General features: G+C 53.0%; 20 protein-coding genes and 2 pseudogenes. 12 read left to right on the forward strand and 10 right to left on the reverse strand.

What is annotated here, in order from left to right; all coding sequences use genetic code 11:
- Positions 1–3: 3 nt before the first annotated feature.
- Positions 4–648, reverse strand: coding sequence for a 4Fe-4S single cluster domain-containing protein (locus AC1RL4_RS01210; protein ID WP_493118920.1), 645 nt, complete (start codon positions 646–648; stop codon positions 4–6).
- Positions 649–650: 2 nt separating this feature from the next.
- Positions 651–2,483: an AAA family ATPase gene (locus AC1RL4_RS01215; protein ID WP_493118922.1), complete on the reverse strand. Its 1,833-nt coding sequence runs from the start codon at positions 2,481–2,483 to the stop codon at positions 651–653.
- Positions 2,484–3,063: 580 nt separating this feature from the next.
- On the opposite strand from AC1RL4_RS01215, the gene AC1RL4_RS01220 reads away from it, so the two are divergent.
- The 3 genes from AC1RL4_RS01220 (at position 3,064) to AC1RL4_RS01230 (ending at position 7,079) form a co-directional block, all read left to right on the forward strand.
- Entirely contained in the window at positions 3,064–3,735 is a 672-nt protein-coding gene (locus AC1RL4_RS01220; RefSeq protein ID WP_493118924.1) for a hypothetical protein, read from the forward strand.
- A complete protein-coding gene (locus AC1RL4_RS01225; RefSeq protein ID WP_493118926.1) occupies positions 3,728–4,435 on the forward strand; it encodes an RES family NAD+ phosphorylase in 708 nt (235 codons plus the stop codon). The genes AC1RL4_RS01220 and AC1RL4_RS01225 overlap by 8 nt, the downstream gene beginning before the upstream one ends.
- 406 nt (positions 4,436–4,841) lie before the next feature.
- Entirely contained in the window at positions 4,842–7,079 is a 2,238-nt protein-coding gene (locus tag AC1RL4_RS01230) for a hypothetical protein (protein ID WP_493118927.1), read from the forward strand.
- A 62-nt stretch (positions 7,080–7,141) separates the two neighbouring features.
- On the opposite strand, the gene AC1RL4_RS01235 is transcribed toward AC1RL4_RS01230, so the two are convergent.
- Entirely contained in the window at positions 7,142–7,711 is a 570-nt protein-coding gene (locus tag AC1RL4_RS01235) for a hypothetical protein (protein ID WP_493118929.1), read from the reverse strand.
- A gap of 219 nt (positions 7,712–7,930) precedes the next feature.
- On the opposite strand from AC1RL4_RS01235, the gene AC1RL4_RS01240 reads away from it, so the two are divergent.
- The 4 genes from AC1RL4_RS01240 (at position 7,931) to AC1RL4_RS01255 (ending at position 11,514) form a co-directional block, all read left to right on the forward strand.
- A complete protein-coding gene (locus AC1RL4_RS01240; protein ID WP_493118931.1) occupies positions 7,931–9,154 on the forward strand; it encodes a hypothetical protein in 1,224 nt (407 codons plus the stop codon).
- Between the two features lie 129 nt (positions 9,155–9,283).
- Positions 9,284–10,252 (forward strand): GIY-YIG nuclease family protein, encoded by a 969-nt coding sequence (locus AC1RL4_RS01245; RefSeq protein ID WP_493118933.1) that lies wholly within the window; start codon positions 9,284–9,286, stop codon positions 10,250–10,252.
- Between the two features lie 139 nt (positions 10,253–10,391).
- On the forward strand, positions 10,392–10,856 hold the full coding sequence (locus tag AC1RL4_RS01250) for a hypothetical protein (RefSeq protein WP_493118935.1): 465 nt from the start codon (positions 10,392–10,394) through the stop codon (positions 10,854–10,856).
- A complete protein-coding gene (locus AC1RL4_RS01255) occupies positions 10,846–11,514 on the forward strand; it encodes a hypothetical protein (protein WP_493118937.1) in 669 nt (222 codons plus the stop codon). Before AC1RL4_RS01250 ends, AC1RL4_RS01255 begins: the two co-directional genes overlap by 11 nt.
- Positions 11,515–11,616: 102 nt before the next feature.
- Here the strand turns inward: AC1RL4_RS01255 and AC1RL4_RS01260 are convergent, their stop codons facing one another.
- The gene (locus AC1RL4_RS01260; RefSeq protein WP_493118939.1) at positions 11,617–11,835 is read right to left on the reverse strand and encodes a hypothetical protein; all 219 of its coding nucleotides are present in this window, start codon (positions 11,833–11,835) and stop codon (positions 11,617–11,619) included.
- Between the two features lie 215 nt (positions 11,836–12,050).
- On the opposite strand from AC1RL4_RS01260, the gene AC1RL4_RS01265 reads away from it, so the two are divergent.
- Complete coding sequence (locus tag AC1RL4_RS01265) at positions 12,051–12,866, forward strand: hypothetical protein (protein ID WP_493118940.1); 816 nt, start codon at positions 12,051–12,053, stop codon at positions 12,864–12,866.
- 821 nt (positions 12,867–13,687) lie between these two features.
- Here the strand turns inward: AC1RL4_RS01265 and AC1RL4_RS01270 are convergent.
- Both AC1RL4_RS01270 and AC1RL4_RS01275 read right to left on the reverse strand, forming a co-directional pair.
- Positions 13,688–15,625, reverse strand: coding sequence for a hypothetical protein (locus AC1RL4_RS01270; RefSeq protein WP_493118942.1), 1,938 nt, complete (start codon positions 15,623–15,625; stop codon positions 13,688–13,690).
- A complete protein-coding gene (locus tag AC1RL4_RS01275) occupies positions 15,622–17,325 on the reverse strand; it encodes a VPA1262 family N-terminal domain-containing protein (RefSeq protein ID WP_493118944.1) in 1,704 nt (567 codons plus the stop codon). Before AC1RL4_RS01275 ends, AC1RL4_RS01270 begins: the two co-directional genes overlap by 4 nt.
- A gap of 180 nt (positions 17,326–17,505) precedes the next feature.
- On the opposite strand from AC1RL4_RS01275, the gene AC1RL4_RS01280 reads away from it, so the two are divergent.
- From AC1RL4_RS01280 to AC1RL4_RS01295, 4 genes and pseudogenes are all read left to right on the forward strand, one after another.
- A complete protein-coding gene (locus AC1RL4_RS01280) occupies positions 17,506–17,751 on the forward strand; it encodes a hypothetical protein (protein WP_271043238.1) in 246 nt (81 codons plus the stop codon).
- A gap of 40 nt (positions 17,752–17,791) precedes the next feature.
- Positions 17,792–18,034 (forward strand): annotated as a pseudogene (locus AC1RL4_RS01285) (spermidine/putrescine ABC transporter substrate-binding protein PotF); the annotation flags it as partial.
- 454 nt (positions 18,035–18,488) lie between these two features.
- A pseudogene (locus AC1RL4_RS01290) lies at positions 18,489–18,732 on the forward strand (Arm DNA-binding domain-containing protein); the annotation flags it as partial.
- A gap of 358 nt (positions 18,733–19,090) precedes the next feature.
- Complete coding sequence (locus tag AC1RL4_RS01295; RefSeq protein ID WP_028940930.1) at positions 19,091–19,723, forward strand: LysE family translocator; 633 nt, start codon at positions 19,091–19,093, stop codon at positions 19,721–19,723.
- An 84-nt stretch (positions 19,724–19,807) separates the two neighbouring features.
- Here the strand turns inward: AC1RL4_RS01295 and AC1RL4_RS01300 are convergent, their stop codons facing one another.
- From AC1RL4_RS01300 to AC1RL4_RS01315, 4 genes are all read right to left on the reverse strand, one after another.
- Positions 19,808–21,064 carry an aminotransferase-like domain-containing protein gene (locus AC1RL4_RS01300; RefSeq protein ID WP_028940929.1) on the reverse strand — a complete coding sequence of 419 codons (1,257 nt, stop codon included), beginning with the start codon at positions 21,062–21,064 and terminating at the stop codon, positions 19,808–19,810.
- A 62-nt stretch (positions 21,065–21,126) separates the two neighbouring features.
- Positions 21,127–22,272 (reverse strand): trans-sulfuration enzyme family protein, encoded by a 1,146-nt coding sequence (locus AC1RL4_RS01305; RefSeq protein ID WP_230172110.1) that lies wholly within the window; start codon positions 22,270–22,272, stop codon positions 21,127–21,129.
- Positions 22,269–23,753 (reverse strand): AmmeMemoRadiSam system radical SAM enzyme, encoded by a 1,485-nt coding sequence (amrS, locus tag AC1RL4_RS01310; RefSeq protein ID WP_230172118.1) that lies wholly within the window; start codon positions 23,751–23,753, stop codon positions 22,269–22,271. The genes AC1RL4_RS01305 and amrS overlap by 4 nt, the downstream gene beginning before the upstream one ends.
- 99 nt (positions 23,754–23,852) lie before the next feature.
- A complete protein-coding gene (locus tag AC1RL4_RS01315) occupies positions 23,853–24,572 on the reverse strand; it encodes a YczE/YyaS/YitT family protein (RefSeq protein WP_028940926.1) in 720 nt (239 codons plus the stop codon).
- Positions 24,573–24,721 lie beyond the last annotated feature (149 nt).

Below are 24,721 nucleotides of genomic sequence, written 5' to 3' on the forward strand. Positions count from 1 at the left end.
CACTCAGCGGCGTCGCGACGCGTGTGCGCTGATCTGTAAATGATGGCCTTGTTCATGCAGCAGATCGCGTAAGCGCCATAGGTCGTCACGTCGTGGGATGCCGGCCATCCAGACGCTGCCACGTTCGTCAAACATCAAGTCGAGCGCCTTGTCGGTGGGTTCGAGCAGGCGTTCGTAATGACCCAGGCGTGCCCGGCCCAGTGGCGTGAGCAGGCTCAGGCGTTGATTGTCGCTGCCGCGCAAGGCCATGGTCTGACTGAGTGCTTCGATATAGGGGTCGCTGATCAAGGCATCTATCAAGCCCTTGGTCTGGAACAATGGCTCGTCGAGTTGCTCCAGGGAGTAGCCACTGTAGACCAGGATGTCGAGCTCGCTGAGCCGACGCAGGCCTTCGAGCAGCGATCGCAGGGCGTCGAACTGGTCGAACGGTTCCCCTCCGGAAATGGTGATTCCTTCGGCCTCGTGCAGCCAGGGGGTTATCTGTTCAATCAGTTGCTCAAGCGACAAGCGTCGGTGCCCGGGCCCCCAGGTATCGGCAGAGATGCAGCCTGGACAGCGGATGCTGCAACCCTGGAACCAGATACCAATACGCCGCCCCGGGCCGAGGGTAGTGACCGGAAAATGCATGCGCGACAGGCTAAGGTCCATGTTCAGCGACGTTCCATCTTCAGTCCGGTGATGTCCAACTCGGTGATCGTGAAGTGCTCGCCCGGTTGTGCGTCCTGATCGAACAGCGCCCGCGACAGGGGATTGAGCAGGCGTGCCTCTAACTGGTTGCGGATGCCCCGGCCACCGTTGGACAGGTCCTGCAGACAGAGGTTGTGCAGTGTCTGGCGTGCCTGGGGGGCCAATTCGATAAACAGGTTCTGTCCCTGCAGGTCGTTGAAGGTGGCGTTGACCATCTGTTCGAAGATCTGCACTGCAACGCCTTCGCGAATGAAGTCGAAGACGATGATGTTCTCGCCGATTCGATTGAGGATTTCCGGCCGGTTGAGCACCAGCTTGAAATACCGGTCGATCTCGCTGTGCACCTTGTTCTGGACTTGCTCGAAGGCTTCGCCCGGCAGGACGTTGGCAACGCGTTCGCCATTGTCGCCCTGGCGATAGATCCCCAGGTTGGAAGTGAACACGATCAGGGCCTCCGAAAAGTACACCCGATCACCGCGGCCTGAAGTCAGCACTCCGTCGTCGAGGATCTGCAGGAACTTGTCGAGAATCCGTGGGTGGGCTTTTTCGATTTCATCGAATAACACCACGCTGAACGGTTTCTCGCGGATAGCATTGGTCAGCTCACCGCCGACGTCATAGCCGACGTAGCCGGGCGGTGCGCCTATAAGACGTTGATCGGCATGTTCGGCGCTGAATTCCGACATGTCGAAGCGGATATATGCACTTTCGTCGCCGAACAACAGGCTGGTAATCGTTTTGGCGAGTTCGGTCTTGCCCACGCCGGTTGGCCCCGCGAGAAAGGCTACGCCCCGTGGACGGTTGCCCTTGCGACTGGCGCCGACGCCTGTCATCGCGCGCTTGACGATGTCTAGCATGTGCGTCACCGCATGCTCCTGGCCTTTGACCCGCTGGTGGACGAGCGCGTCCGCATGCCGGATACGCTGACGGTCGATTTTCAGCCACGGGTCCTCGGTGACACCGATCTTGTAGCGGCGCACCGCATCGGCAATCTGCTCAATGGCTACACCCTCGACCCGCGCCAGTTGCGCAATGGCGCTGAGATCGAGCAGCAGCAATCCCTCCGTGTTCTGGACGAAGGCTTCCACAGCCTGATGCATGACCACTTCGCTGGCGCCCTGGCTGCCACTGAGCCCTTTGAGCAACGCCGGTGCCAATGCACGGCGGGACAATTGATCGGGTTTGGACACGGGAATGTGGCGCAGGCGCGGGTTGTCGACCAGCAACCAGTCGGGCAAATCACCTTCTTTTTCCACCAGCCATAGCAGGGTATTGAAGAACGGTTTGCGCAGCTCTGTGGCCGGACGGCTGCGAGCCTGATGGGATTGCACCAGGGCTTGGGTGAAGAGCTGGTGTTCAGCAGCGCTGAGGGAGTCGTTGCGAACCACCAGGCGTGAGGCGAAATCGATGATCAGCGCGATAGGTTCGCCAGCACGACCCACCAGTCGTGGCAGGGTGGCGCCCAGCAGATCGATACCTGCGGGGGCTGCGCCATTTACCGGAGTCAGGCCAAGTTCCTGAAGCAACGTCTGGCCGGCTTCAGGGGCGGAGCCGGGTTTGTCGATTGTCCGGAAACCGGACACGGGATCCCAGGCGATGACTTGGGTGTAGCCGGCATCGAGCAGGGCATTACAGAGGGTTTGATTGAAGCTCTGCGCAGTCACCGTGCCGGGCGCCACTTCACTGGCCTGCAGGTCGCGGATGTTGCCTGACAGGACGAATTGGCTCTTCAGCGGCAAGAAGCGGAGAAGATCTCGTAGCCAACGTGGGCTTTCAAATATGGCAATCCCTGACATGTTTCAGCTCGTAACGTTGGGTCGGTACGGGCAGGGTATTGCTCAATGCGCCCATTTGCCAGTGCGCTGCTACGAAAAGTTGTATTGAGAGAGTGCTTCTGAGGGGGCGCTCGTTTCATAGGGGGCTTTATGCAACTTGATCGAGGATCCGTCGGCGTACGAGCTGGACGCGAAGGGTATCGATTCCCGCGATCAGCGTTGCCTTGCGCGCAATGCCTGTTGACCGGAAAGCACCTTTTTAGGTCGATGTGGTGCAGGTCTTCAGTCGTAGGGGTTAGGGGGCGGGACCACCCGAAGATTTACGTTGTGGTGCGCTGGGAATCCAAGCAGTGCTGAGCTGGGTTATGCCAACTCTTTCGGTCCACCATTGCTGGTCTTGAGCGAGATCGCTCGCAACACCTGAAAGTCAAGATCGTGTCTATAAGCTTCTTGCCCCTGAGTCATCGCGCTGGTCGGCGGCACGGCGTGCTCCCCTCAAACCTATCTATGCATCCAGATGAATGGGGGGTTAGGTCAGAGCTAGGGTTATCAAAGATATGCTAGGATTGGATAATGTAGATAACTGGTGAGGAGATTCTCCATGAGCGTTACAGAGCAATCGGGCGTCTCGACCTTGGTAGGTACACCTAAGGAGGCTCGGGCTAGCTTGAGCCGCTCGCACGCGGATCGAGTGCTGGTCGTGTCTTTCGATCGTATCAAGCTCGGCGTATTTGAAGCGTTGGCGGAAAACTTTGCCCATGTGGCCTCCTCGATGTATGAGGTGCTGCAGGAGCGCCAGGACCCGAAGGCGCTGGAGCGTCTGGCCGAGGTGTTTGTGACGCGCAAGCCGCCTTCACCTCGCCTGCTCAAGGAAGCGGCGATGCTGGTACAAGCCCGCAAAGCGGTGTTGGAGAGCGGTGACTGGTTGACCTCCGCAGATATCGCGCAGGTGGCCCAGTTGAGTACCCGCAACCCGAGTGCCCAGCCCAACAAGTGGAAAAAGCAGGGGCAGATCTTTGCCATCAATCACGGAGGGGTCGACTATTTCCCTGGTTACGGCTTGGATCCGGACGCGGGCTATCGGCCGTTCAAGGCGCTAGCCAAAGTCATTGAGGCTTTCGGTGGCCACAAGGACGGCTGGGGTATGGCTTACTGGTTTCGGTCAGATAACAGTTTTCTGGGCGGTAAAAGGCCCCAGGACCTGCTGGCATCGGCACCTGATCGGGTGATTGCTGCCGCACTGGATGAGATCCAGGGCATTGTCCATGGCTAAGCAGCGTACCGAGTCCAGCGATAGCATGGCGACACCGGCCACCGATTTGGCGGCGTCCGTCACCCCGGTTCCCGCGGCTACGCTGCACGTGACTCTCACGGTTCTTGCTAAAGGCGACGTGCTCCATCGTGTGCATCAGGATAAATATCAGCCAGATCAATTCAATCCCGGTGTGCACGGCAATGCACGCTTCAGCCCAATCCAGGATGATCAGAATCAAGCGATTCCCACCTTGTATGGTGGCACGACAGTCGAGTGTGCCTTGATGGAGACCGTTTTCCACGACGTTCCCCACACGGCTGGCTTCAAGAGCTTTGACAAAGGCAAGCTGTCTGGGCAGGTGCATTCAGCCGTCCAGGTTAGCCAGCCGCTGCACCTGGTTGATCTGTCCAGTGTCCCCCTGCGTAAATTGGGCGTCACTCGCAAGCAATTAATCGACACTGAGAAAGATCAGTACCCCGCAACGCGCAAATGGGCGGAGGCGATCCACCGTCAATACCCGGATGTGCAAGGGCTGTCTTGGGTGTCGAGACAGGATGATTCGGCACGCGCGGTGGTGCTCTTCGGTGACCGGATTCCAGGCGGTGCGCTCCATTCGCAAGGGGCGTCACGCAGTTTGACCGGGGATTCGAATCTGTTCGACACCGTACTAAATTTGGCTGACCGGATTGGGGTCGTCATCGTCGCGGGAAAAAGCTGAGTCAAATGACCGAACAGTGCCTCTGGATTGAGAATTTTCCAAAATGTCAGCGATCAGACGATGCTAATTGTCTACTTCGAGCGGGGCGTGACGACCTGCTCCAAACAGCAGGCCGAGTGAGGCCCAAGATGCCGTATTTCTCAGCGAAAGGCTTTGAAATCATCTCTATAGGACGCGTCCCGGTTTACCCGCGTTTTCATCTTGCAGATCAATGACGTCGTAAGGCGCCTGTCCGCTATTAACCCCTGGTTAAAAGCTGACTCCAGCGTTGGCACACGCGGCCGTCACGCCTCTTGGCATGCCTCTCCCAGCAGGGCGCGGTTCGGGCGGCTCGGTGTGCGACACTGTAGGGTGATCTGCTCGGCTAAGTCGCCATTGGTGATACGGAAAAATGGAAGGGAACCTCATGAATGATGCGTCGGCGTTGCTCGCTGGGGGGTGGACGATTCACCCTTACAGTTCGATGGATCCTGATGAGCTGCGAGCGCAACTGGTGGCAAACGGGATCGAGAGCCAACGGCAATTGCCGGTCCTGTGCAGCGACATTTGCGCGTTACTGCAACGCTGCTACCCTCTGCACCTGCTGGCGGTCCTCGCCCATTACGGGCTGCAGGCACCGGTCAGTGCCGAGGGCGTAGCTCAACGCAGTCTAATGTCGGGCATCGGGCAGCCGCATGTCGAATTGCTGCAAGCCTTGATCCTGACGTTGCGTCAGGATCAGTGGGGGCAGCGCCCGGCTGACCCCGACGAGATTCAGCAGTTAATCGAGCGCCTGAAAGCCCTAGCGGACGCATTTTACCAGGCCCGGTACACCTCACTGTCCGGGACGAAGGGGTTGGATGAGCGCGCCGTGTTGTTGCTCCAGGAACGCTTGCGCGGGCATACCCAGTTCGTCAGAAATTGGGGCTACCATGGTGCCGTGTTACGCATTGCTCGCGAGCTTTATGGCGTGTTGGACGACGACCTTATCGCCGCCTACGGATTCGGCGCGACCGACGTGATCGAGGTGGCTAAGGCCTTGCTCGTGGATGTCGAGCAGCGCGCGTCAGAACGTCTGCGGCGATTGGGCGCGATTATCCGTTGCCACACCCATGCTGAAATGGTCCACGCTTTTTTTCGCGAGCCTGACTTTGTCGAAGGTGATCCTGAGGCGTTTCTGCGCGAAATTCCGGAAACCGTAAGCCGTGAGCAGTTGGCCGGTTGGATAATGTCTCACGCCGATATTCAACTTCTCAAGCTGGCCATCGTGGACTCCGAAGACATCGCACACGCCACCGGCCGTGATCGAAGCGTCGTGGTACGGGTGTTGGAGCGCTTGTCGCGGGAACCTGGGAGCTTAAGCGCCGACGACATACCCCATTTCTTCATGGGTAATCCGATCTGGTCTACACCCTGTATCAGCACCGGACTTGAGTACTTCTTCCCCATGCCACAGTTAGTATTCAGTCATATTCATAGCGTCATGCGTTCGCTGTTGGGAAACCTCACGCCGGCCGTCAGGAAAAAAATGGCCCGGACACGGGCCGAGTACCTGGAAGCACAAGTGAGCGATCTGCTGCGAGGGGCATTTCCTTCCGCCCGGCTGCAAGCGGGAGTCAAGTGGGCGGTCGGGGTAGACCGCTACGAGACGGATGTACTGCTGATCCTCGATCGTACGGTGCTGATTGTTGAGGCGAAATCTGGTGCTTTGAGCGTACAGGGTCTACGCGGGGCGCCAGAGCGAGTTAAGCGCCATGTGCAGGAATTGTTGGTCGAACCGGCCATTCAGTCAGATCGACTGGCGCAGATGATTGACGCCGCCAAGCGTGGTGATGAGGTCAGTCAGCAGGTTGTTGCATCCCTAGGGATTGACGCTGGGGTAATCGATCAGGTGATTCGGCTGTCGGTGACACTGGAGGACTTTTCCATTCTCGCCAGTTGCGAAGCGGAGTTGAAGGAGGCAGGTTGGGTGCCGGCGGATCTGGAGCTTGCTCCGACGGTGAATCTGGCCGACCTTGGCTGCATTTTAGATATCCTGGAGGAGCCGGCATACATCCTTCACTATTTGGCTAATCGCGGACCTGTCCAGCGCTCGACGGGGCTGCTAGGCGATGAACTGGACTATCTCGGATTCTATCTGCAAACCGCCTTTGGCATGGGGGAAGTCGCGCGGACTGATGCACTGTTTGCCATCTCCGGCCTGTCCGAGCCCATTGACCTCTATTACACCAGCCGTGATGCCGGAGTAAGCCTGCCGAAGCCAACGCTGCTGTTACCCGACACGCTGCGCTATATGATCCTAGAGGCGCACCGTCGAAGCCGTCACGGCTGGACGACAGTCAGTCTGGCGCTGCTCGACATCGCTTTTCACGCTGGCGACAGCCTGGATGACGAGCTACTGTCGCTTAAACAGGATGTTGCGGCGAACCCGCATGATCCCAAGCAGCCGCGAGGGCTCGCTGTCTTGCCGGCGCCCTACAGCGATAGCGTGGTGGCGTTCTACGTTTTTCCGCGCATGCTCTCCAGCACGCGCAATGAAGTGGCTGGTCAGTTCGCTCAGGACATACTGGCGCAGACTGGCAAAGCCCGCTGCGTTGTCGTGGGGCGCATGATCGAAGAGTGGCAGCAGCCCTACAGCTTCACCGCCATCATGTTCCCGGGTTGAGGCCGTGTTTCCCATGGGTCGGTATCCGGGGTGGCGTAAATCAGCACGCTGTAATCGGGCGTTCAGTCGGCGCGCCAATGATTGACGTGCTGCCAGCCGTCAACGAGCAGTACATTGACGGCCTTCGCCAGCGCATAGGCAATATCGGGCAGAGCGCACAATGCCGTGCCCACGAGCGTCCGCAGCGTTGCAACAATAAAGGCACCGGCCTGACCTGCCAGCGCGTGGGGAAGGGTGATTTGCTCGTGGTAGCGGATGTTGTCGAAGCACAGGCGCATGTGCGTTTTCAGTGCGGCAATCTCAAACACGGCATTACCGTGCAGATCCTGCAGCGTGCGCAGGTCCTGGCGTAGCGATGCCAGTTCACGGAGCTCCTCGCTAGGGTAGTGGTGCATTGCCGTGGTGTTGCTGAAAGAGTGCGACTTATTCTGAGCGACCAAGGGGGCGGGCTCAAAGGTCGCGCGCAGCGCTTGGATTTTCGCCGTGGCGGCGAGGGCGATGGTTACAAGGCCTGAGATCACCGCCAGGAGCAGGCCGAAGACCAGCATGTGATTGTTTTCAGAGAGGCCGAGCGCCGTAAAGGTTGTCACGACCAGCACTAGCACCAGTCCTATCCCTAGAGCTGTTTTCATGATCGCGCCTACGCATTATTGGGCCTTCATTATGGCCGGCGCCAGGCTGGGAATCTAGGCTGCTGCCCCCGTAGCGGCGCGAGGCGGAGGGGGAACCTGACGAGTGACAGCGCATACCTCGAGCGGACCGTCACCCAGACTCCCTGTATGATCCACACAGCCATGCGAGATAGCGCGGAAAGGGTTTAGGATGGACATCCTTATGGACACAGTGTCGAGTTGATCGTTGCTCATTTCGCGCTGCACAAGGCTCGGAATGCAGTTATTCAAAAAAACTCTTGGGAAATGGAGGGCAGCATCGTGACGGCATTCCAGTGGCTGGTGAAAGATTCCCCAATTGATTCGCCTTGGCTACGCGGCACGAAGATTTTTGGTGTCAATAAGCCCGTCATGTTGATCGATCAGTTCGGCGGTAAACAACCTTACCTAATTAACCAACAGTACCGGGAAGAGGGCGAGTTGAGTTATCCGGCCTGTGCCAGGGTCGTGGTCGATTCCAATTTGTTGGACGGCATCGCAGCGCTGATGTCTGGTGCTGAGATAGATGATGGCATGCGAGGCTTTATTGAGTTTGTCTCGCGCGAAGGCTGGGATATCAACGCGGGCTTCTTTTTGGTCGAGCAGTATGCAAAATCAACGCGCGCAAATTTCATACTTCATGCCACACGGCGCTTACGGTTGCTTTATCGGTTCCTAGCCATGGACACCGGTTATTTTCTGGCGACAGGTAACGTCCGCCTGCTCCCGGCCGCCGTCGCGCATTATCTTGCGAAGGAGGGCGTAGATTCCCTTGATGAGATTGCCGAGCGGCATGTGCATTCATTTATCGCAACCCACACCCAGCGTAAGGCTCTGGAGACAGTTGAAGTCACCGAGATAGCATTGCTGAAGATGGTTCTGTTACGGGAATTTGAAATGCGAGGCGCCTCGGCAGCAGACCAGTATATTGCTTATCAGCGGTTTATCAGCTCCACGGTAGATGTCTCGCTTGCGCGGGAAAGCCAGTTGGCTTTGCATTACTTCAGCGGGCAAGCAGGCTCTCTGCTCGGAATCAAGGAGAACACCTCACGTAAAAAGGCGCTCAGAAATATTTCCGCTACCGCGTGGGACTTGTTGCTGCTGAGAACGCCAGAACTGCTATTGAAGCCGCCAGTGAATGGTGGCCATGTCGAAATCGCCTTTGTCGCGACACATGAACTGAAGCTGGCCGAGCTGGCGCAACTCATGGCAATACACACATTGTTTCCTGGCACCACGCCCATCGTTCAATACGATATGACGAAGGTACCAGATGAGATCATCGACACCATTCTCAATGAGTTTGACGGGCAGATGGTGAGCCCGATTTTTCGGCAGGGACCACCGAGCATCCCGACAGGACTGCGTGATGCGCTAAGTAATTCGCTTTTGCAGCGGTTGCCGCCGATGGGAACGTTTGAGTAGGAAATTTGCAGGATGACCATCCTGTAGCGAAACGAAATGTCCATCCCGCATACCGTGTCGCGGATGTTGCGATGCCTGGCCAATGTTCAGTGTTCGCATGCTACTGATTCTGACCAAGAGGAAACATTAATGAACGGCAACTATCGATCAAAGCTGCTCTTCGCGAAATGCGATTGCGCTAAGCGATGCGATATATCGATGCCGTTGCGCCGTTTGGTGAATGGCAACATCAGCGACTCGTGCATATATTACGGACTCGACATTGGTATGGATCTCACCATGGACTGGAAACTGGAGCTTGCCGCTCGCGAACTGTATGTCTTGGAACTGGCAAACGGGAAGTTTTATGTGGGGCAGGCAAAGGATTCAAATCGTCGCATCAAAAAGCATTTCAGTGGCACGGGATCTCAATGGACACGCCTTCATCCACCTGTCCGCGAAGTGCGCCGGGTCGACTTGGGAGAGGTTGATTACAGGGCCGGCGAGTTGGCAGAGAACGAAGCAGTTCTCGCGCTGATGCGCATCCATGGGTATCAGAATGTTCGAGGTGGCTTCTTTACTAATCTGAGCCATGAACTCACCGCCAAGGCCCTGATCAGTCATGGTCACCATGACGTGGTAGGTGCTCTGCCTGGCGTCGAGGCCTTTAACAGTGTCGCCTCCGCGATGGCCGCAGGACAACCACCCTGCGACGTTGTCGGCCATACTGAGTTGGACAATGGCGGAGAGTACTCGCTATTCGTGTTACTGCTAGAAGGGGACCGGTACTTTGTAGGCTACAGCAGCAACCCGGTCGCACGCATTCGTCGTCACTTTGCGGGCAAAGGTTCGGAATGGACCGCGATGTATAAGCCTGTTGAGGTTTTAAGCGTCCGATCTTTGGGAATGATCGCCGAGTCGGAGGCGGCGCGTTTAGCCGCCAAGGCTACGGTAAATCTTATGCGTAGAGTGGGTTGGCAACATGTGCGGGGTGGCCCATGGTGGAGCGTTGACCCAGAGGCAACGCTCAAGTTGCTGGTGGGACGTGGCGTCGGTGACATCTCACCTCTGTCTCATGATCTCAGCGGACGGGGGAGCGATGGGGCTGCACCTTCGTGATTCGAATCAACGGCCAAAGTGCCTCCTAGGGTAGGATCTGATCTATGGTCGGTTTCCTGCGCTATCGAACAGTGTGCCACCACATCTTTCCGAGCCATCGCCTAACGTAACTTTTCCCAATTTTTTTATGAGTTCTTTGATGACTATCTTCCAAAAGGATTTTCGACGGTTTCATTTCCCTGGATTTGGACAGGTAGGCACCTGCTTTCTTCGGGCACGTGTGAATCAAGATGGTACGTCGATTTTTTTCTGCGCGCAGCTCAGAAATTATATAGGCACCTCCGTTACTAATGCGGTAGAGGATATATTTGTAAAGGCAGTGCGAGCGCTATACGACGAGGGAGTGTACAAGCTCCATCGAAAACGTTGGTATAGTCTTCGGCGTGAACTGAATTACGAGCACATTGCTGCTCATTCTCGTTGGGTTGAGTATTATCCAAAAGGAACTGGTATCTCGGATAAAGACTCATATGCATTGGTCAGTTTTGATAGTGAATTACGTCCTGTATGGAACTACGTATCTCTAGAGCGTGCTGCTCGAGAATGTGGAGTGACGGAAGATTTCTTTGTTATCTCATCTGAAGATATTCAGTATGCGCAGTAGTCGCGACTTTTCGATCCCTCTCGCCAAACTTCTCAACCAAGGAGTCGCTATAAGAGTCGCTTCGCTTAATACCTCTACTGGTGCCGCACCGGACGGTCACCTTGCCGAGGCATGCGTGCAGCAGGCAATGGTCGAGTTGCTCACCGTACATTTGCCAAGTGCTGACATGATCAAACAGAATGAAAAAATGGTTGAACATCACAGTCTTGGAGGATGCATTCCGGATGTTATTGTTAATAACGTCGGGGATGGTGTGTGGGGAATGTTCGAAATCAAGACACTCTTAGCCGATGACCAATTAGGTGTGGCAGAGGTCGTCCGCGATCTTGAGAAACTTTGCGCGTACAAGGCGAAGTATCCAAAAGCGGCTGCGGTATTTCTCTTGGTTGGGAGTCGGTCTAAACTTTTTAACCCTAACCGTACCGCCGCTTGGAGTGATCTTAAGATTTCTTATGATCATGACAGTTTCAGTGGGGGACCGCTGAAACAACAGGCAGTAAACGAAAAATACGTAGCTATCCCATGCGGCTCTTATAATGTTGAAGGCTTCCCAACTGTCTGTTTCATGTGGGAGATCCAACCAGTAGGACAGACCCTTCAAACGCTTTCCTCATTTTTTAGTTATCAAGCCCGGATGATCCGCGCGAAGGGCGGGTGAAATGAATACGAAAGGAAGTATGGTGTTATTTCGAGCTTAAGACACTTTTGCTCCCCGCAAGGATTCTAGCGAAGCGCAGGGCTAATCAGCCCTTCATTTGTCTCACAACAAACCCACCAGCGACATGGAAATGGCAATAGTTCCTGTTGACCCCGAGTGTGTCAAAACTTTGTTAGCCGCTTCCGCTTCGGAATGCTTTGCCCTGCTCAGCTCGAAGATCAATTGCTCAGACTCAGTATAGGTTTCTGAAATCCGACCTTTTTCAACAGATTCGGGAGGACGCGGACTTTGGGGGGATCGTTCGACCAGAAACGGGCTCATAGACGAAAAGCGCCTGAGCCATAGCAGACGGTAGACACATTGCCGACAACTTCGTATCTTGAGGCAGGCTTGGTCGTTTTTTCGCCTTTGCCAGTGTTGTGCCTCAAGCGGTCGGCACAGTTAGCTCAGGGGGTTATGCATGAGCAGGGAACGTCATGCGACAGAAGTGGTGGGAGCTTTGCGCCTGTTCTGTCGCCTACTTATTTGATAGGCTTATGTCTGAACTTCCTTCATTACCTGATAGCTGGAAAACGGAGCTCTCGCGGCTCGAAGCAGTCCTTTTGTGGACCGAGAACTTTCCCGAAGACTACGACTTCCCAATGCCTGTGATGGTATCCCACGCAGCCGAATATGCAAACGATGAGCAGAAGCTTAGAAATTACGCTCAGCAGGTCATTGCTGCCAGGCTGATGCATTTCACGTTTATCACTAGCTACAAGGTGAACCACTTTCTCAGGATGTATTTGGATGGATTCTCCTCAAAAAATTTCTATTCAATGCTGTTCGCGGCAAGAAGCATGGTTGAGATTTTTGCCGTGGTCTTTGACCTATTTGATCATATGAAGAAAAACCGTGGCGATCACCCTGATAGGTATTTTGATCGAGTGATCTCTATAGATAAGGCGCTCATTAACGCAACAAGCGGGAACCGCCTGGATCTTGTGAAAGATGTGATTGCCTCGGCCACGCCATCCAAGCTCAGAGAGTTTAGCGAAGACGACATGCTGACAATTCAAGCCAAAAATATCATGACAAGGATTGATCGCTCATCGAAGAAAAGTTCATACACCGAATGCCGTCGTGACTACGATCGTCTAAGCGAGTACATCCATCCCAATATTGGCCAGAATGCAGTGCTCTGCTGGCCAAGCCCAAAAAATGAGAAGTGGGTTAGAATCTCGCGCTCATCGGAATATTCGGTGGCTTCAGCCTTTCGCGCCTCAATTCTCCCTACCCAAAAGGCGGCGGAAGCAATAATGCGTGAAGTAACGAGTATGGAATTCCCCTTCGGCACACCAGTGGTTGCTTAACGTATGGCTAGTGTTGGCCGAAAGTAGTCAGTCAGCTAGGGCGATTATCGACCCGAAGCTGGTGTCCGCCAACCCAATAGTTGCGATGCGATAGTCGATTACAGTCGGCTGATTTCTGAAGTTCGCAGAGGCCACTCGTTGCGCGGAACGTTTCAATGGAGGCGTCATTGCGTCTGGAAGAGCGCTTTTAGTTGTGGGCGCCGAGCTGCATTATCTTCGCAATTGACTACGCTGCCTTAACGTCTACAGTGATGGCCTAACGATTTCACGGTAGGGACATCATACAGATCGAGCGCGTTGAAATACGAAATTTCAGGTTGCTTCAGGACGTTAGCCTCGGTCTTGAAGACGGCACCACGTTGATTGGGGACGCAACAACTGCGGCAAAACCTCTATCGCGGAGGTTTTCCGCCGTCTGCTTTCGGACAGAACACCTTCGTTCAGACTGGAGGACTTTTCTTTAGGCAGCCATGAGCAGTTTTGGGCAGCATTCAATGCGTTGCAAAACAGCACCTCCCGCGCCGACGTTTCTACGATGCTTCCAGTTGTCCGGGTCTCCCTGGACATTTCCTACGACATCAATGCGCCAAATCTCGGACCTCTCAGCGAGTGTATCGTTGATCTCGATCCGAATTGTTCCTGTGCACGCATCATCGTCAAGGTCTAGGCCTTCTGCAAACATTGATTGAGTCTTTGGACAGCCTACGCCTCTTCTCGTGTCGCATCTCTCCCGGTATATCGGCTTAGATCCATAAAAAGCGGCGTCCATTTTGTAGCGTATTGCGGCGCCGCTTTACGCAGACTGGCCAGGCCCGGGGACCTCAAGAAACTCGTCGATGGCGTCTTTTGTGCCAGTAACTGCGCAGATGAGCTGGTAGCTGGCGTGACTCAAATTGCAGGCTCCACGCGAGGTACGTGGTGATGCGATCCTCCCATTCTATTTGCAGGCTGTCGTCCTCGGTAATTTCGCGCAGATCTAGCCCTGCTGTGCCAAGTGCTGTGATAGCCAAGGTAAGCAAGCGATTATCTGTGCCCAGGCGCTCGATGTAAGTCAGCAGGGCGCTTGACTGATCATCCCCCTGGAGCTTCTGGATCCTTGGATAACACCGAAATAGGTCTTCGATCACAGTTGCCCAGGTGTCAAAAGGATCGGAGCAGACATGGGCGTGGAAGGCGGCCTCCAAGACCGCCGACCACAGCTCGGTCATCTGTGCCGCAAGAGCCGGCGGGGCGTCCGGACTCGTGCCCGTTCGGATCATGGCGATGCCCACTCCCGCAAGGAACAGGCTTGGGACACCGAGATCCCTGATGGGTTGTCCCAGCCGATCACGTCTGAGCATCGGCGCGAAACGGTTGAATGCAACTCGCCATCTGTCGGTTACAGACTCCTCGTCGCTTAGATAGAGATCTGCGACCAACGTATGCTGCCAACTATATTTGTACTGGGTTGAGGAACCGAACTGGCTGCGGGCCGCAACCAGAAGGCTCTCGAACGCCTCGCGTAAGTTCGCTGCGATGGGCAACTTTTTGTGCAGTATTAATGCAATGAAGAAGTGAAAGTAGGCGCGCTCGTCTTCCTTGTCCGCTAGCGTGATCAGTTTGAGATCCTGAAGCCCAATTTTCAGTGGCTCTACCGGAGGCAGGATTAGCGTTGCCGCTGGAAACTCATTGTTTGCCAATTGAACAATGCATTCATCGATGAGCGTATCCACATATCTGGAGGCCCAGACCCGGTGAATCGGCCTCAGCAGGTGTACCAGCCAGTTCACGCAGAGGTAATCACCGTCGGGGCGTGCGAGCAGCACCGACAGAATTGAACGAACCTTGATTCTGATTTCGTCCAGATCTGCCATAGGCTCTGCGCTTCCCGGTGGATTGCCTAGCTCTTGCAAATATCGTAAGGCAACTTCAAGCAGTAGAGGTGCCATCACGTTTCGGTTCCAGTTGCCTTCATCACTTTGGACGTTTGGGGCACTTTCCAACAGTGTAAGCAGATGGTCGAAATCGTAACGAATGTCATATGTGTAGAGCATGTCAGACGCAATCGTCGGGAAGGTGAGCTTTTCAGCCATTTGAAGAAAGCGTTTTGCATCGGCACGGCGGGCAGGCATGAGCAGAGAGAGCACTTCGGGACCTAGATAGCTCATTCCCCAGGCATGTGAATGCCAGAGCTCGCAAATGTCTGTTTGTTGCTGCCAATCCTTGAGCACGTCCATTCGATGTTGATGGCGGAAGTGGTCCGGATCTTCATGCAGCTCATTCTCATAGGCGATGACAGACTCCAATGCATGCCACAGTGGATGATCCGTCGATGCGAGAGCGTCCTGGGTCGCTTCGGTGAAGCCGATGGTGATTAGGTAATCGTATTTGGCAAGCAATGCCACTGGCACGATATCGGTACTGAACTGAGCGCGTGTAAGTAGTGCGTCGCCTAGAGCAAGGCCGATGATTAGGGCTTCGCCACGCTCTGCGTCATTGTTTCTCAGAGCCTGCAACACGGTGTAAATCGCATGCTTCGACTGTTCTGGCAGGTCTAGATTATCGAGTGCTTGTCGGTGCAGCAGGCTGTGATCACGGAGCTTCTCAGGAATGTCTTCGGTGTCGCCATTGAGGTTAGCGAGAAACTGGCCCAGTAGTCCGGCAATGGCGTCTCGTGCGTAGGGGACCCAGGGCTGTTCGCAGAGTGCGCGTGCCATTTCATCCTCTTGGATACATCGATTGACGTAATAGTCAGTTTCAGCGATGCGTGGATCAATCATGGCATTTTCTCCGCTTCGACGACCATATCCGTTGTTTGGCTGGCAGGCGCCAAAGCAGACGGTTCGGTTCTCGAAGAAGGACCGGGCATACCAAGCGATCCACGTTTGAGCTTGCGGGCCCAACGGAGCAGTTTGACGAACTTTGAGCACGGTGCAGATTCTCGCGTCGCCAGGCGATGCTGCACCCAATCATCTAGGGTTTTGGTCCGATCCGGGTCATGCAGAACCTGGCTGATCTTGTCGATCACCGGCTCAGGTGCGGGAAGCTTGATCATCATGCCGGCACGTTCGCCGAGCGAGTTTAGCGAGTTTCCGGTGAACCAGGCATCTTCGTCGATTACCAGAAACCTGTCATGCACTGTTGGCATAGCACCCGTCATCACGCGCACTTTGATGTGCTTCATGTGATCTTGGGATGTGTTTAGCAACATGGCCTCTCCGGCTTCCTTGTCCTTGTAGTGTTCGTCAGGCTTGGCCATTGCGGTGCTTGCGCCAGTGAGGATCGTCACTTCGGTGTTCAAATAGGCCGTGGCAGCGGCGAAACTGAAAAGCTCCGCCGTGGCAAAGTATGGATCGATGATCCATACACGATGTTTGGCCTCGCCGATCAACTGGCGGACGAAGCTTGTGGCCTCTTCTTGGTTGCGATGCAGCCATTTTTGCCCTAGGCCTTCGGCTGCCGATGTTCTCTGACGGTCATACTGTCCTTTGCGCAGCCTGGCGGGGATGCCGTTAGCGCCAGCAGGTTTGCCCATCACACGCTCCGAAACCCGCTCTCGGATCGCAACGTTGAACGAGAGGCCATCCTTGCCGGGGATTTGAATCGCTTTTTGAGTACCGATGACCTCCAGACCGAAATTCATCTGTCTGCAGTAGCTGCGTTCTTTTTTCCAAACCAGCACGCCCCGTACCGGGCAACGAATGAACAGCTCGAATTTCTCAGCTGTTCCTGCATGAGGTATTTCTAAGTACGAGCCCTCGGCAGTGACAGTTTGTATGGCGCTTATTCCCGTAGGCCGATGCTCCAGCATCATTACTTGAAGACCTGTGGCCGAGTGGTTATGTCTTGGTGACAGTCGCAGTACGGTTCTTTCCGCGCCATGCTCATCGACATGGAGTCTGATCTGCAGGTCACGCAAGACGGGATTCGGCAAAAGAAGATGTACCGAGCCGAATTGTTCTGGATGACGCAGGAAATCGATACCCAGCTCGCTGCAGAGCCACGAGACTGCTGCCGGCTCGGTGTCGCAGAGCTGAGATATTATGGTCGGGCAGTGACGAGGCATCAGGTGGTGCACGCGGAGTACTCCTTCCACGTCACTGACCGCGACGAAGTCTTCCGTGGTCACTAGGTGTGGCCAGGCCGGTTCGGGGAATAGCCTCTCGTGCAGCAGTTGGTAACGTTGCTCATCGCCCATCAGCAATTGCACTTCACCAGTGAGGCAGTTGTGATACCAGTCCTGGGCTTGCTTGGCCGTCACGACATAGCGACGGCGCACCAATCGGCTGCCGCTCTTCAATTTTTTGACCGAGCAGCTGGTCGACGGTTCTTCGGCTGGAGCACCAAGCTCGGCGGGAAGTAATTGTGCAGTGGCAAATACTAAGTGACAGAGCTTGTTATGAAACAGACATGCCACATCGACAACGGCACTTTGATAATCATTGTCGAGTATGGTCGGATTTGAGTTAGTGATTGACATTTGGTCCTTGCCTCCTTGATGGATCCAATGCCTGGTGTGGCACAATGATGCGTATATGCCATCGGTGCGGTAGAAGCAAGCAATTGCAACATCAAGGCTCAGAAAGGCAAGCCGCAGCAAGGTCTGTCACCAGAATGTTCTAGCCTTATGCTCTTCAATGATGGAATGGAGCAATTGACCATGGAGACGATGAGCAAAAGTGAGCTCGAAGCTGTTCTTTCGAACCGTCTGCCTCAGTGCGCCATCGTTTGCTCGATAAATGTGGACAGCACTTTATCTATTGAGGTGACCAGCCCGGACAAGCATCAATTCACTATCGCTAACGTCGACCGACGTCAATATCGTGGAGAGGCGGGGACGAGCCGGCTTGTGCGCGAGATTCTGAAGGAGATGGTTATGTCACGTCAGTCGTCGAATTTGACCTAACGCTGTGCTTTGGCCTAGGTTCTCTACGGCTTGCCTGTTGGCCGGTTACGCGTTTCTGAACTACCTGCTGGAACCCAACGTCATGGCTGACATCAGCAACCACGTGCACTATGCCAGCGGCAACGCTGCCGCTGAAGGCATGGTCGACAAGGCCATTCTCAACGACCCGATGGTGTACCCGCCTGAAAGCGTGATGAAGAAACTCTTCGTGCTGGAAGCGATGCCGCTAGAGACCGACCGGCTGCGCACACGTATCTGGAGTCGGGTTAAAAACGGGCAATAGAGCTAATCGCCGGTCATGCGGGCAACCGGGTCATCGGCGGCAGGTCCGCGGTGTGAAAGCATGCCCCACACTGGCAGCATGACCGCTTGATGTACTCTAGAAATAAGTCCAGGATTAAGTCTTTCCCTGCTTCGGCAAGAAAATAAACCCCTTAGATTTCAATGGGTCGGACACCAGATGCGAGTCTCGTTTCCCGCTCCAAATACAGAAAAACGCCACTCATTGAGTGGCGTTTTTTTTTGCGCGCTATTTTGTCGTCAGCATTGGAAAAAGAGGCTTTTGCCTCTTTTTTCGTTCCAGTGGGTTCTGCTGAAAACCATCATCAGCCACGCTTTTTTGTACATTAAAACGTACATCGAAATCCGGTCCCAGGACGTGCCGGTTTTCAGATAGATGACGCATTGCTGGAACCCGTACATCTCTCCTCAATCGATCGAGACGAGGAGATGTACATATGCCTTTGACTGATACGGCTGTTCGCCACGCAAAAAACCTCGGAAGAAATTACAGCTTCAAGGATATGGACGGCTTGCACCTGTTCGTCAGTTCGACGGGTGCCAAGAGCTGGCATTTTCGTTTCAACTGGCTGGGTAAGCCGGCTCGCATCTCCTTGGGAATGTATCCGGAGCTAAGCCTTAGACGCTCGTTTTGCTCGCGACAATGCGCGTACCCAGGTCGCAAAGGGGGTTGATCCTCGATCCGCTCCTTTGCAGGTAGTGGGTAAGAAATTTCTGATCGATGAGGCAGAAACTCTCCCAAACTAACACCACGAAGGAGCGGTAGGGGAGTCCCTGAAGTGGGATCTGTCGCACAAAATGCAAAAGCGACGCAGAAACGAAAAAGCCTGCGACCAGTCCTGGCTGGCGTCATCGTCGAAGGCGAATGGCATCCCGATCGTGTTTAGTAAGGCTCATCACTGAGTGCGCCTTAATAATGAAGGAAAGATAAGAATACTTCTTACAAAATTATCGAAAAAGCCTGGATGGGAATTAATAATTAATTCATAAAAAAAAGCACTTCCCCTAACCTTTAAGCATCAATTGCGGAGGTGCATTTATGTTGATTTTCATTAAGTCGATGATCATTGGGCTTTGTATTGCAGCCCCTGTGGGACCCATTGGGCTGTTGTGCATACAGAGGAGCCTTGCGCTCGGATGGAGAGCAGGTTTCGCGACAGGGTTAGGGGCGGCCACAGCCGATTCGATCTATGGATTTGTCGGTGCGCTGGGAATCACAGTCATCATAGCGACACTCATTAGCTTTAAGCCATGGTTGTGTATTTTGGGGGGGGTATTCCTCGCGTACATTGGTTATCAAACAATAAGATCGAAAGCGAGCTCAACAGCCCTGGCGGGTGAACGAGCCAACCTGCTAAAAGCCTACTTGAGTACACTGTTTTTGACACTGTCGAACCCAATGACCATCCTGTCGTTTATTGCGATATTTGCTGCCATGAGCGACGGCATGGCTAATGATCAAAGCGGTCAGCACTCAGTGCTGCCTATGGTGACAGGTATATTTCTAGGCTCGGCTGTCTGGTGGCTGGGATTGAGCGGATTCTCCTCCATATTCAAGACCAGAATCTCCCAATCAAAGCTCAGGTTGATCAACTATTTTTCCGGGTCAACCATAACCATCCTGGGTGCCTACCAAGTAGCCACTGGCGTTATGCTCGCCACAGCAGCTTAAGCGGGAAATGAGACAAGGCTTATTTCTCTTTGACTGATGAGTAAGCCTTGGCATCAATCCCCTACGGTCTGACGGGAGGATGCTTTACTGCATTCTGGATTCAATGTACGCCCTGAGGTTGCCTATCGCTTGTTTGATTTCTGATTCTGTCGCATTGCTAAACGACAACCTGACCTGAGTGACAGCCTGATTCGTCAGCGAAAACAAGGAAGTGGGAAATACAATAACCTTGAAGTTCCTGGCGCACTCGCACATTTCAAAATATTCGAAGGTGAAAGGCAGCTGTACATTGATGAAAAAACCTCCCTCTGGATGGTTCCAGGTGACACTTCTTCCAGAACCAGCCTTGATCGGGAATTCACGTTCAAGGCATTCAATCATATAGTTTCTTTTTTGCCTGTAAGACAACACTCTTGGTTGATTAAGCTGTTTTAAAGAGTAATTGTTCTCTATCAGTAAACCTCCGACAATTGCTTGGCACAGGGCAGGTGTATTGACGGTGATCAAGCTTTTGGCTTTACATAATCTGGCGCTAAAGGAAATCACCCCAGCGTTCTCCGGGGCGACTACATAGCCCATACGCAATCCCGGAAAAATTGACTTTGCAAAAGAGCCAAGAAGGAATACTCGACTACTGTCGATCGACTTCATCAAGGGGATTTTATCTCCCTCGTACCTGAAGTAGCTGTAGGCATTATCCTCCAGGATAAAAAAATTCATTTCATTGGCCAAGGAGAGCATGGCCTTTCTGTCTTCATAGGAAAGGCTGTTAGCAGTAGGGTTGCTAAAATCTGAAATCGCGTACAGCGCTTTTACCTTTTCCCCCCTGGACTCAAGATCTTCAGCTACCTTGCGCAGGGCAGATGGATCGAGGAAGGTGTCCTCGGGAACGGGTACAATTTTTATTCTTAATAATTTCGCAATACCCGTTATTCCGGAAAATACAGGGTCAGGTACTAATAAAACACCACTTCCTTCAAAAATTGATAGCAGTGTCAAGGTCGCAGCTTCCTGAAACCCCATACACACGACAATACTTTCAGGGTTGTAAATCTTTATGCCTTCATCCACCTGCAAGTGTTCGGCTATTATGCCGTTGATAATCCCGGTGGTTTTTCCATATTGGCAAAGTAGTGTCGCAAGTGAGTGTTCCGTATCGACGGCGTATCGTGTATAGCTGGCCAACCCTTTATCGATGAGGGACAGGTCGCATTGCTCGTCGTCAGGTCGACCGGACGCCAGAGAGATTGCCTCTGGATTTTCACTGGAAATGGAGTTTAGAAGATGGATAACGTTCAGAGTAGGGTCTTCGAATATCGTTTTTTCGAGTACGCTGGGCAATCTCGCTTCTCCATAAAAAAGCAACGAGCCGTTGAAGGCTCGTTGCTCATGATTAATATCTGTTACGCAGGTTTAAGTGCACTTTTTTGATTGGCCATATTTTCCATGGCTACAAATGCCTGAAGCAGATCCTCTTTAAGATCCTCAAGGGTCTCTAAACCAAAACACAATCGAACCAAACTCTTTTCAATCCCCATATCCGCTTTTTCCTGCTCAGTCATCGAGGCATGGCTTCCACTAAAGGGTTGCGCAACCATTGACGTGACACAGGCCATTCCCGTACCCGTTCCAAACCATTTGAGGGCGCTGGTGAAGGTTTTGTAAAAGGGGACCAGATCGGGCCGAATATCAACAAACACAATGCCACCGTAGCCGGTCAATTGTTTACCATCGACTCGTGGATAATAAACATGCTCAATAAAGGGTAGTTCCCGTAGATAGTTGAGCATGCTGGAGGTTGTGTTGCTGTGTTTCTCCATGCGCAGGTTAAATGTCTGCATGCTTCTGCGAAGCAGCCATGCGCTATTAGGCGCTAATATTGAGCCTGAGTAAAAGCGGCCTTCGAGGAGGCGCGTATAAATCATTTCATTGTTGACGAGTACCAGGCCGCCCATGACATCGCTATGCCCGGAGAAATACTTCGTTGCGCTGTACAGAGAAATATCCGCGCCGAAGTTCAGAGGCTTTTGAAATATCGGAGTGGCCCACGTGTTGTCAACGACCACCAGAGCGTGTGGGTTGTTTTGCTTAACCGCCTTGCTGACCGCATGAATATCAATGTCTTTCAGAAAGGGATTGGTCGGTGTTTCGAAAATGACCATGTCCACGTTCAACGGCAACTCTTTCAATCCACTTTCCGTGGTGAGATCCAGAATCGTCAGTTTCGCACCGATACGTGCCGCATATCGCTGAAACAGCTTATAAGAACAGCCATAGATATATTTGTTGATCACCAGCGACCCACCGGGTTTCAGCAGCTCCAGCACCATGTAGATGGCACTCATTCCGGTGCTGTAGGCCAAGGCGTATTCGCTTCCTTCCAGTGCAGCGACAACCTGTTCCAACTCAGTTACATTGGGATTGGCTTTTCTCGAGTAGAAGAACGCCGAGTCAGCGCTAAAAGCGCTGCACTGATAAATAGGCGTCACGGATGGGTGGGCCTCTCGGTCATCGACCCTTATATGGAGTATTTCAGTAGACACGCTCATGATTTGCTCACCAGTTTGATAACCTGCTCATACATGTTCTGCTTGCCTTCATACCCAATGGTCGGCGTGATGTCGTTTTGCGAAATACCAATCTCTTCAATCGACTCGGTTGGGAAGTGAGCCCTGTCGAATACTTCATGAAGATTTGAGTTCACCCCCTTGGGAAGCCAGACTTCAGGGCCTGATTCATCAATTCGTGCCTTGGCAATAATAAATCGATAGCTTTCATACGGCCGCAATGTCAGTGATTTCCAATCACTGTTGAGCCCGTCGGTATAGTTGCGCCGCAGGTAGACGGTCTGTTCAAAGTCTTCAGTATTCAGCACTTGGGCGTGCAGCGATACGATATCCCCATGCCACTCGAACTTTCGCTTCTCGTAAGAGGTCAATGCAGCCTCTCGCAGTTCAACTGGCGTGTTCGCTTTGTGTTCGCCCAGTAACTTGAAGTGTGCGTCGTGCCCACACCGGGCACAGCAACCGTTGCTGTCCAATCCGATGAGTTCAGCATTCAAACCGTAGCGGGTAACGAGTAGAGCGTTACAATTATTGCAGTTGGTATTGGTGCCCTCGACATCATTTACGTTACCCAGATAAACATGCTCAACCCCCATGCTGCGGGCAATGTCCCGAGCCTTCAGGAGTCTATCCACGGGCGTCCTGATGCTATTACTCATTTTATAATCAGGGTGAAACCTTACAAAGTGGAGCGGTACATTCGGGCCCAGTTCATCCAGTACCCACTGGCTAATTTTCCTGGCGGTATCCTCATCGTCACTGATATCGGTAACCATCAAGGTGCTGACTTCAACATATTTACCAGCATCGTATACTTTCTTGATGCCAGCCAGAACGGGTTCTACCCAGCCTGTTGTGACTTTTCGATAGTATTCGGGGGAGATGGATTTTAGCGAAATCGAGAATATGTCGATGACTGGCAATAGTTCATCAATGGCTTCTTCACTGATAAAAAAAGCTGATTTATATAAGTTGATTAAGCCCGCTTCTTTTGCCAGCTTTGCCGTGTCGAGGATGAATTCATGCCAGACAACAGGGTCGTTATACGTCCAGGAGATAACGCGTATACCATGCTTCAAGGCAGTTTCTACAACCTGCTCAGGCGTATAGTAGTAAACATCTTTATCTGTCACATACTTGGCCTGAGAGGTCTTCCAATTGTGGCAGTAGCCGCAGTTAAGCATGCAGCCGATATTGCCTAGGGAAAGGATTCGCTCTCCGGGAGCAAAGTGGAATACCGCCTCGGTTTCGATGGTCTCTTCGGTGCTGTGAACACCTTTGCCATAATTCAACGTAACTAACCGGCCGCCTCTGTTTCCGCGCACCTTGCAAAAACCTACTTTGCCCTCCTGAATGACACAGTTTCGGGGAGAAAGATGACACTTTACAACGCCGTTCGGGAGTATTTCTTCCAACTTTGCAGGCGTGCTTTCCAAGGTCCAGTTTTTATTTTTTGTAGTGTCCATCTCTCACTCCTCATCTCACGAAGTTGCTGTCAATATCATCGGTTGAAATAGTCGAGGCGAAACAATCCCGCCGCCACAGTGGCAGCAATCCTCTAGTAGTTATTGATAGGCGGAAGAAACGCTGGTCAATCCATAATTCTTAAGCGAAAAACGCCTGGCGTTTATATTCATGAATGGCTGTATAAGAGGGCCTATGACCAACAAGAATGCAATGGTGCCCACACCGAAGGGCCCGCCTAGAAGCCATCCGGTTGAAAAGATGCCAATTTCAATTATCATTTTGGCTTTTGTGAATGACCACGCCCATTTGGACACCATGGTAAGCACCACAAGGTCCATGATCCTGATACCAATACCGCTCATGATAATCAGTGCAGACGAATAAGCACACAGCACCAGACCCATCGCCAACATCGTGTACTCATTCACTCTGACAATCAAATACTCTCCAAGCCCCAGCACGGACCAGAGGTCAATCAACAGGCCTGTAAGTGTCGTTGTAATAAATGGGCTTATCGGAGGGTATTTCTTGTTCCAGAGCATCCACCACAGCAGAAAAAATAGAGAAACGATACCCGAACAAACGCCCATTCCGAGCATGAGTATTTTATTTATCGAGATGATCAGGACATCTAAGGGGTCAGTCCCCAGTTGACTGACTATGAAAAGCTTGGCCCCCACCGAGAAAAGTGCGACTCCAGCCAGATACATAAAAATCTGATCCATCTTGAAATCACGAAAACTTAGGACTTGCGTTCCAATATAATTCGCGAATGATGGATAGGATTTTTTTTCACACTTTATTTTTTCATCTTCCATACGAGCACCATCCTTGGAGGAGAATATTTTATTATGCAGTGCGTAACGCTAAGGATTCAGAGCTAATGATTGCCCGGGTTCTTGTTAGGCTTTATCGGGCTGCAAATAGACTAGCACTCTGCTTTATTTTGGTGCATTATTTTTTAATG

This window comes from Pseudomonas sp. GW822-FHT07A10 (assembly GCF_058798795.1).

Coding starts and splice junctions, on each gene's coding strand:
- AC1RL4_RS01210 (WP_493118920.1), bottom strand. CDS start 648: ATGGACCTTAGCCTGTCGCGCATGCATTTTCCGGTCACTACCCTCGGC.
- AC1RL4_RS01215 (WP_493118922.1), bottom strand. CDS start 2,483: ATGTCAGGGATTGCCATATTTGAAAGCCCACGTTGGCTACGAGATCTT.
- AC1RL4_RS01220 (WP_493118924.1), top strand. CDS start 3,064: ATGAGCGTTACAGAGCAATCGGGCGTCTCGACCTTGGTAGGTACACCT.
- AC1RL4_RS01225 (WP_493118926.1), top strand. CDS start 3,728: ATGGCTAAGCAGCGTACCGAGTCCAGCGATAGCATGGCGACACCGGCC.
- AC1RL4_RS01230 (WP_493118927.1), top strand. CDS start 4,842: ATGAATGATGCGTCGGCGTTGCTCGCTGGGGGGTGGACGATTCACCCT.
- AC1RL4_RS01235 (WP_493118929.1), bottom strand. CDS start 7,711: ATGAAAACAGCTCTAGGGATAGGACTGGTGCTAGTGCTGGTCGTGACA.
- AC1RL4_RS01245 (WP_493118933.1), top strand. CDS start 9,284: ATGAACGGCAACTATCGATCAAAGCTGCTCTTCGCGAAATGCGATTGC.
- AC1RL4_RS01250 (WP_493118935.1), top strand. CDS start 10,392: ATGACTATCTTCCAAAAGGATTTTCGACGGTTTCATTTCCCTGGATTT.
- AC1RL4_RS01255 (WP_493118937.1), top strand. CDS start 10,846: ATGCGCAGTAGTCGCGACTTTTCGATCCCTCTCGCCAAACTTCTCAAC.
- AC1RL4_RS01260 (WP_493118939.1), bottom strand. CDS start 11,835: ATGAGCCCGTTTCTGGTCGAACGATCCCCCCAAAGTCCGCGTCCTCCC.
- AC1RL4_RS01265 (WP_493118940.1), top strand. CDS start 12,051: ATGTCTGAACTTCCTTCATTACCTGATAGCTGGAAAACGGAGCTCTCG.
- AC1RL4_RS01270 (WP_493118942.1), bottom strand. CDS start 15,625: ATGATTGATCCACGCATCGCTGAAACTGACTATTACGTCAATCGATGT.
- AC1RL4_RS01275 (WP_493118944.1), bottom strand. CDS start 17,325: ATGTCAATCACTAACTCAAATCCGACCATACTCGACAATGATTATCAA.
- AC1RL4_RS01280 (WP_271043238.1), top strand. CDS start 17,506: ATGGAGACGATGAGCAAAAGTGAGCTCGAAGCTGTTCTTTCGAACCGT.
- AC1RL4_RS01295 (WP_028940930.1), top strand. CDS start 19,091: ATGTTGATTTTCATTAAGTCGATGATCATTGGGCTTTGTATTGCAGCC.
- AC1RL4_RS01305 (WP_230172110.1), bottom strand. CDS start 22,272: ATGAGCGTGTCTACTGAAATACTCCATATAAGGGTCGATGACCGAGAG.
- amrS (WP_230172118.1), bottom strand. CDS start 23,753: ATGGACACTACAAAAAATAAAAACTGGACCTTGGAAAGCACGCCTGCA.
- AC1RL4_RS01315 (WP_028940926.1), bottom strand. CDS start 24,572: ATGGAAGATGAAAAAATAAAGTGTGAAAAAAAATCCTATCCATCATTC.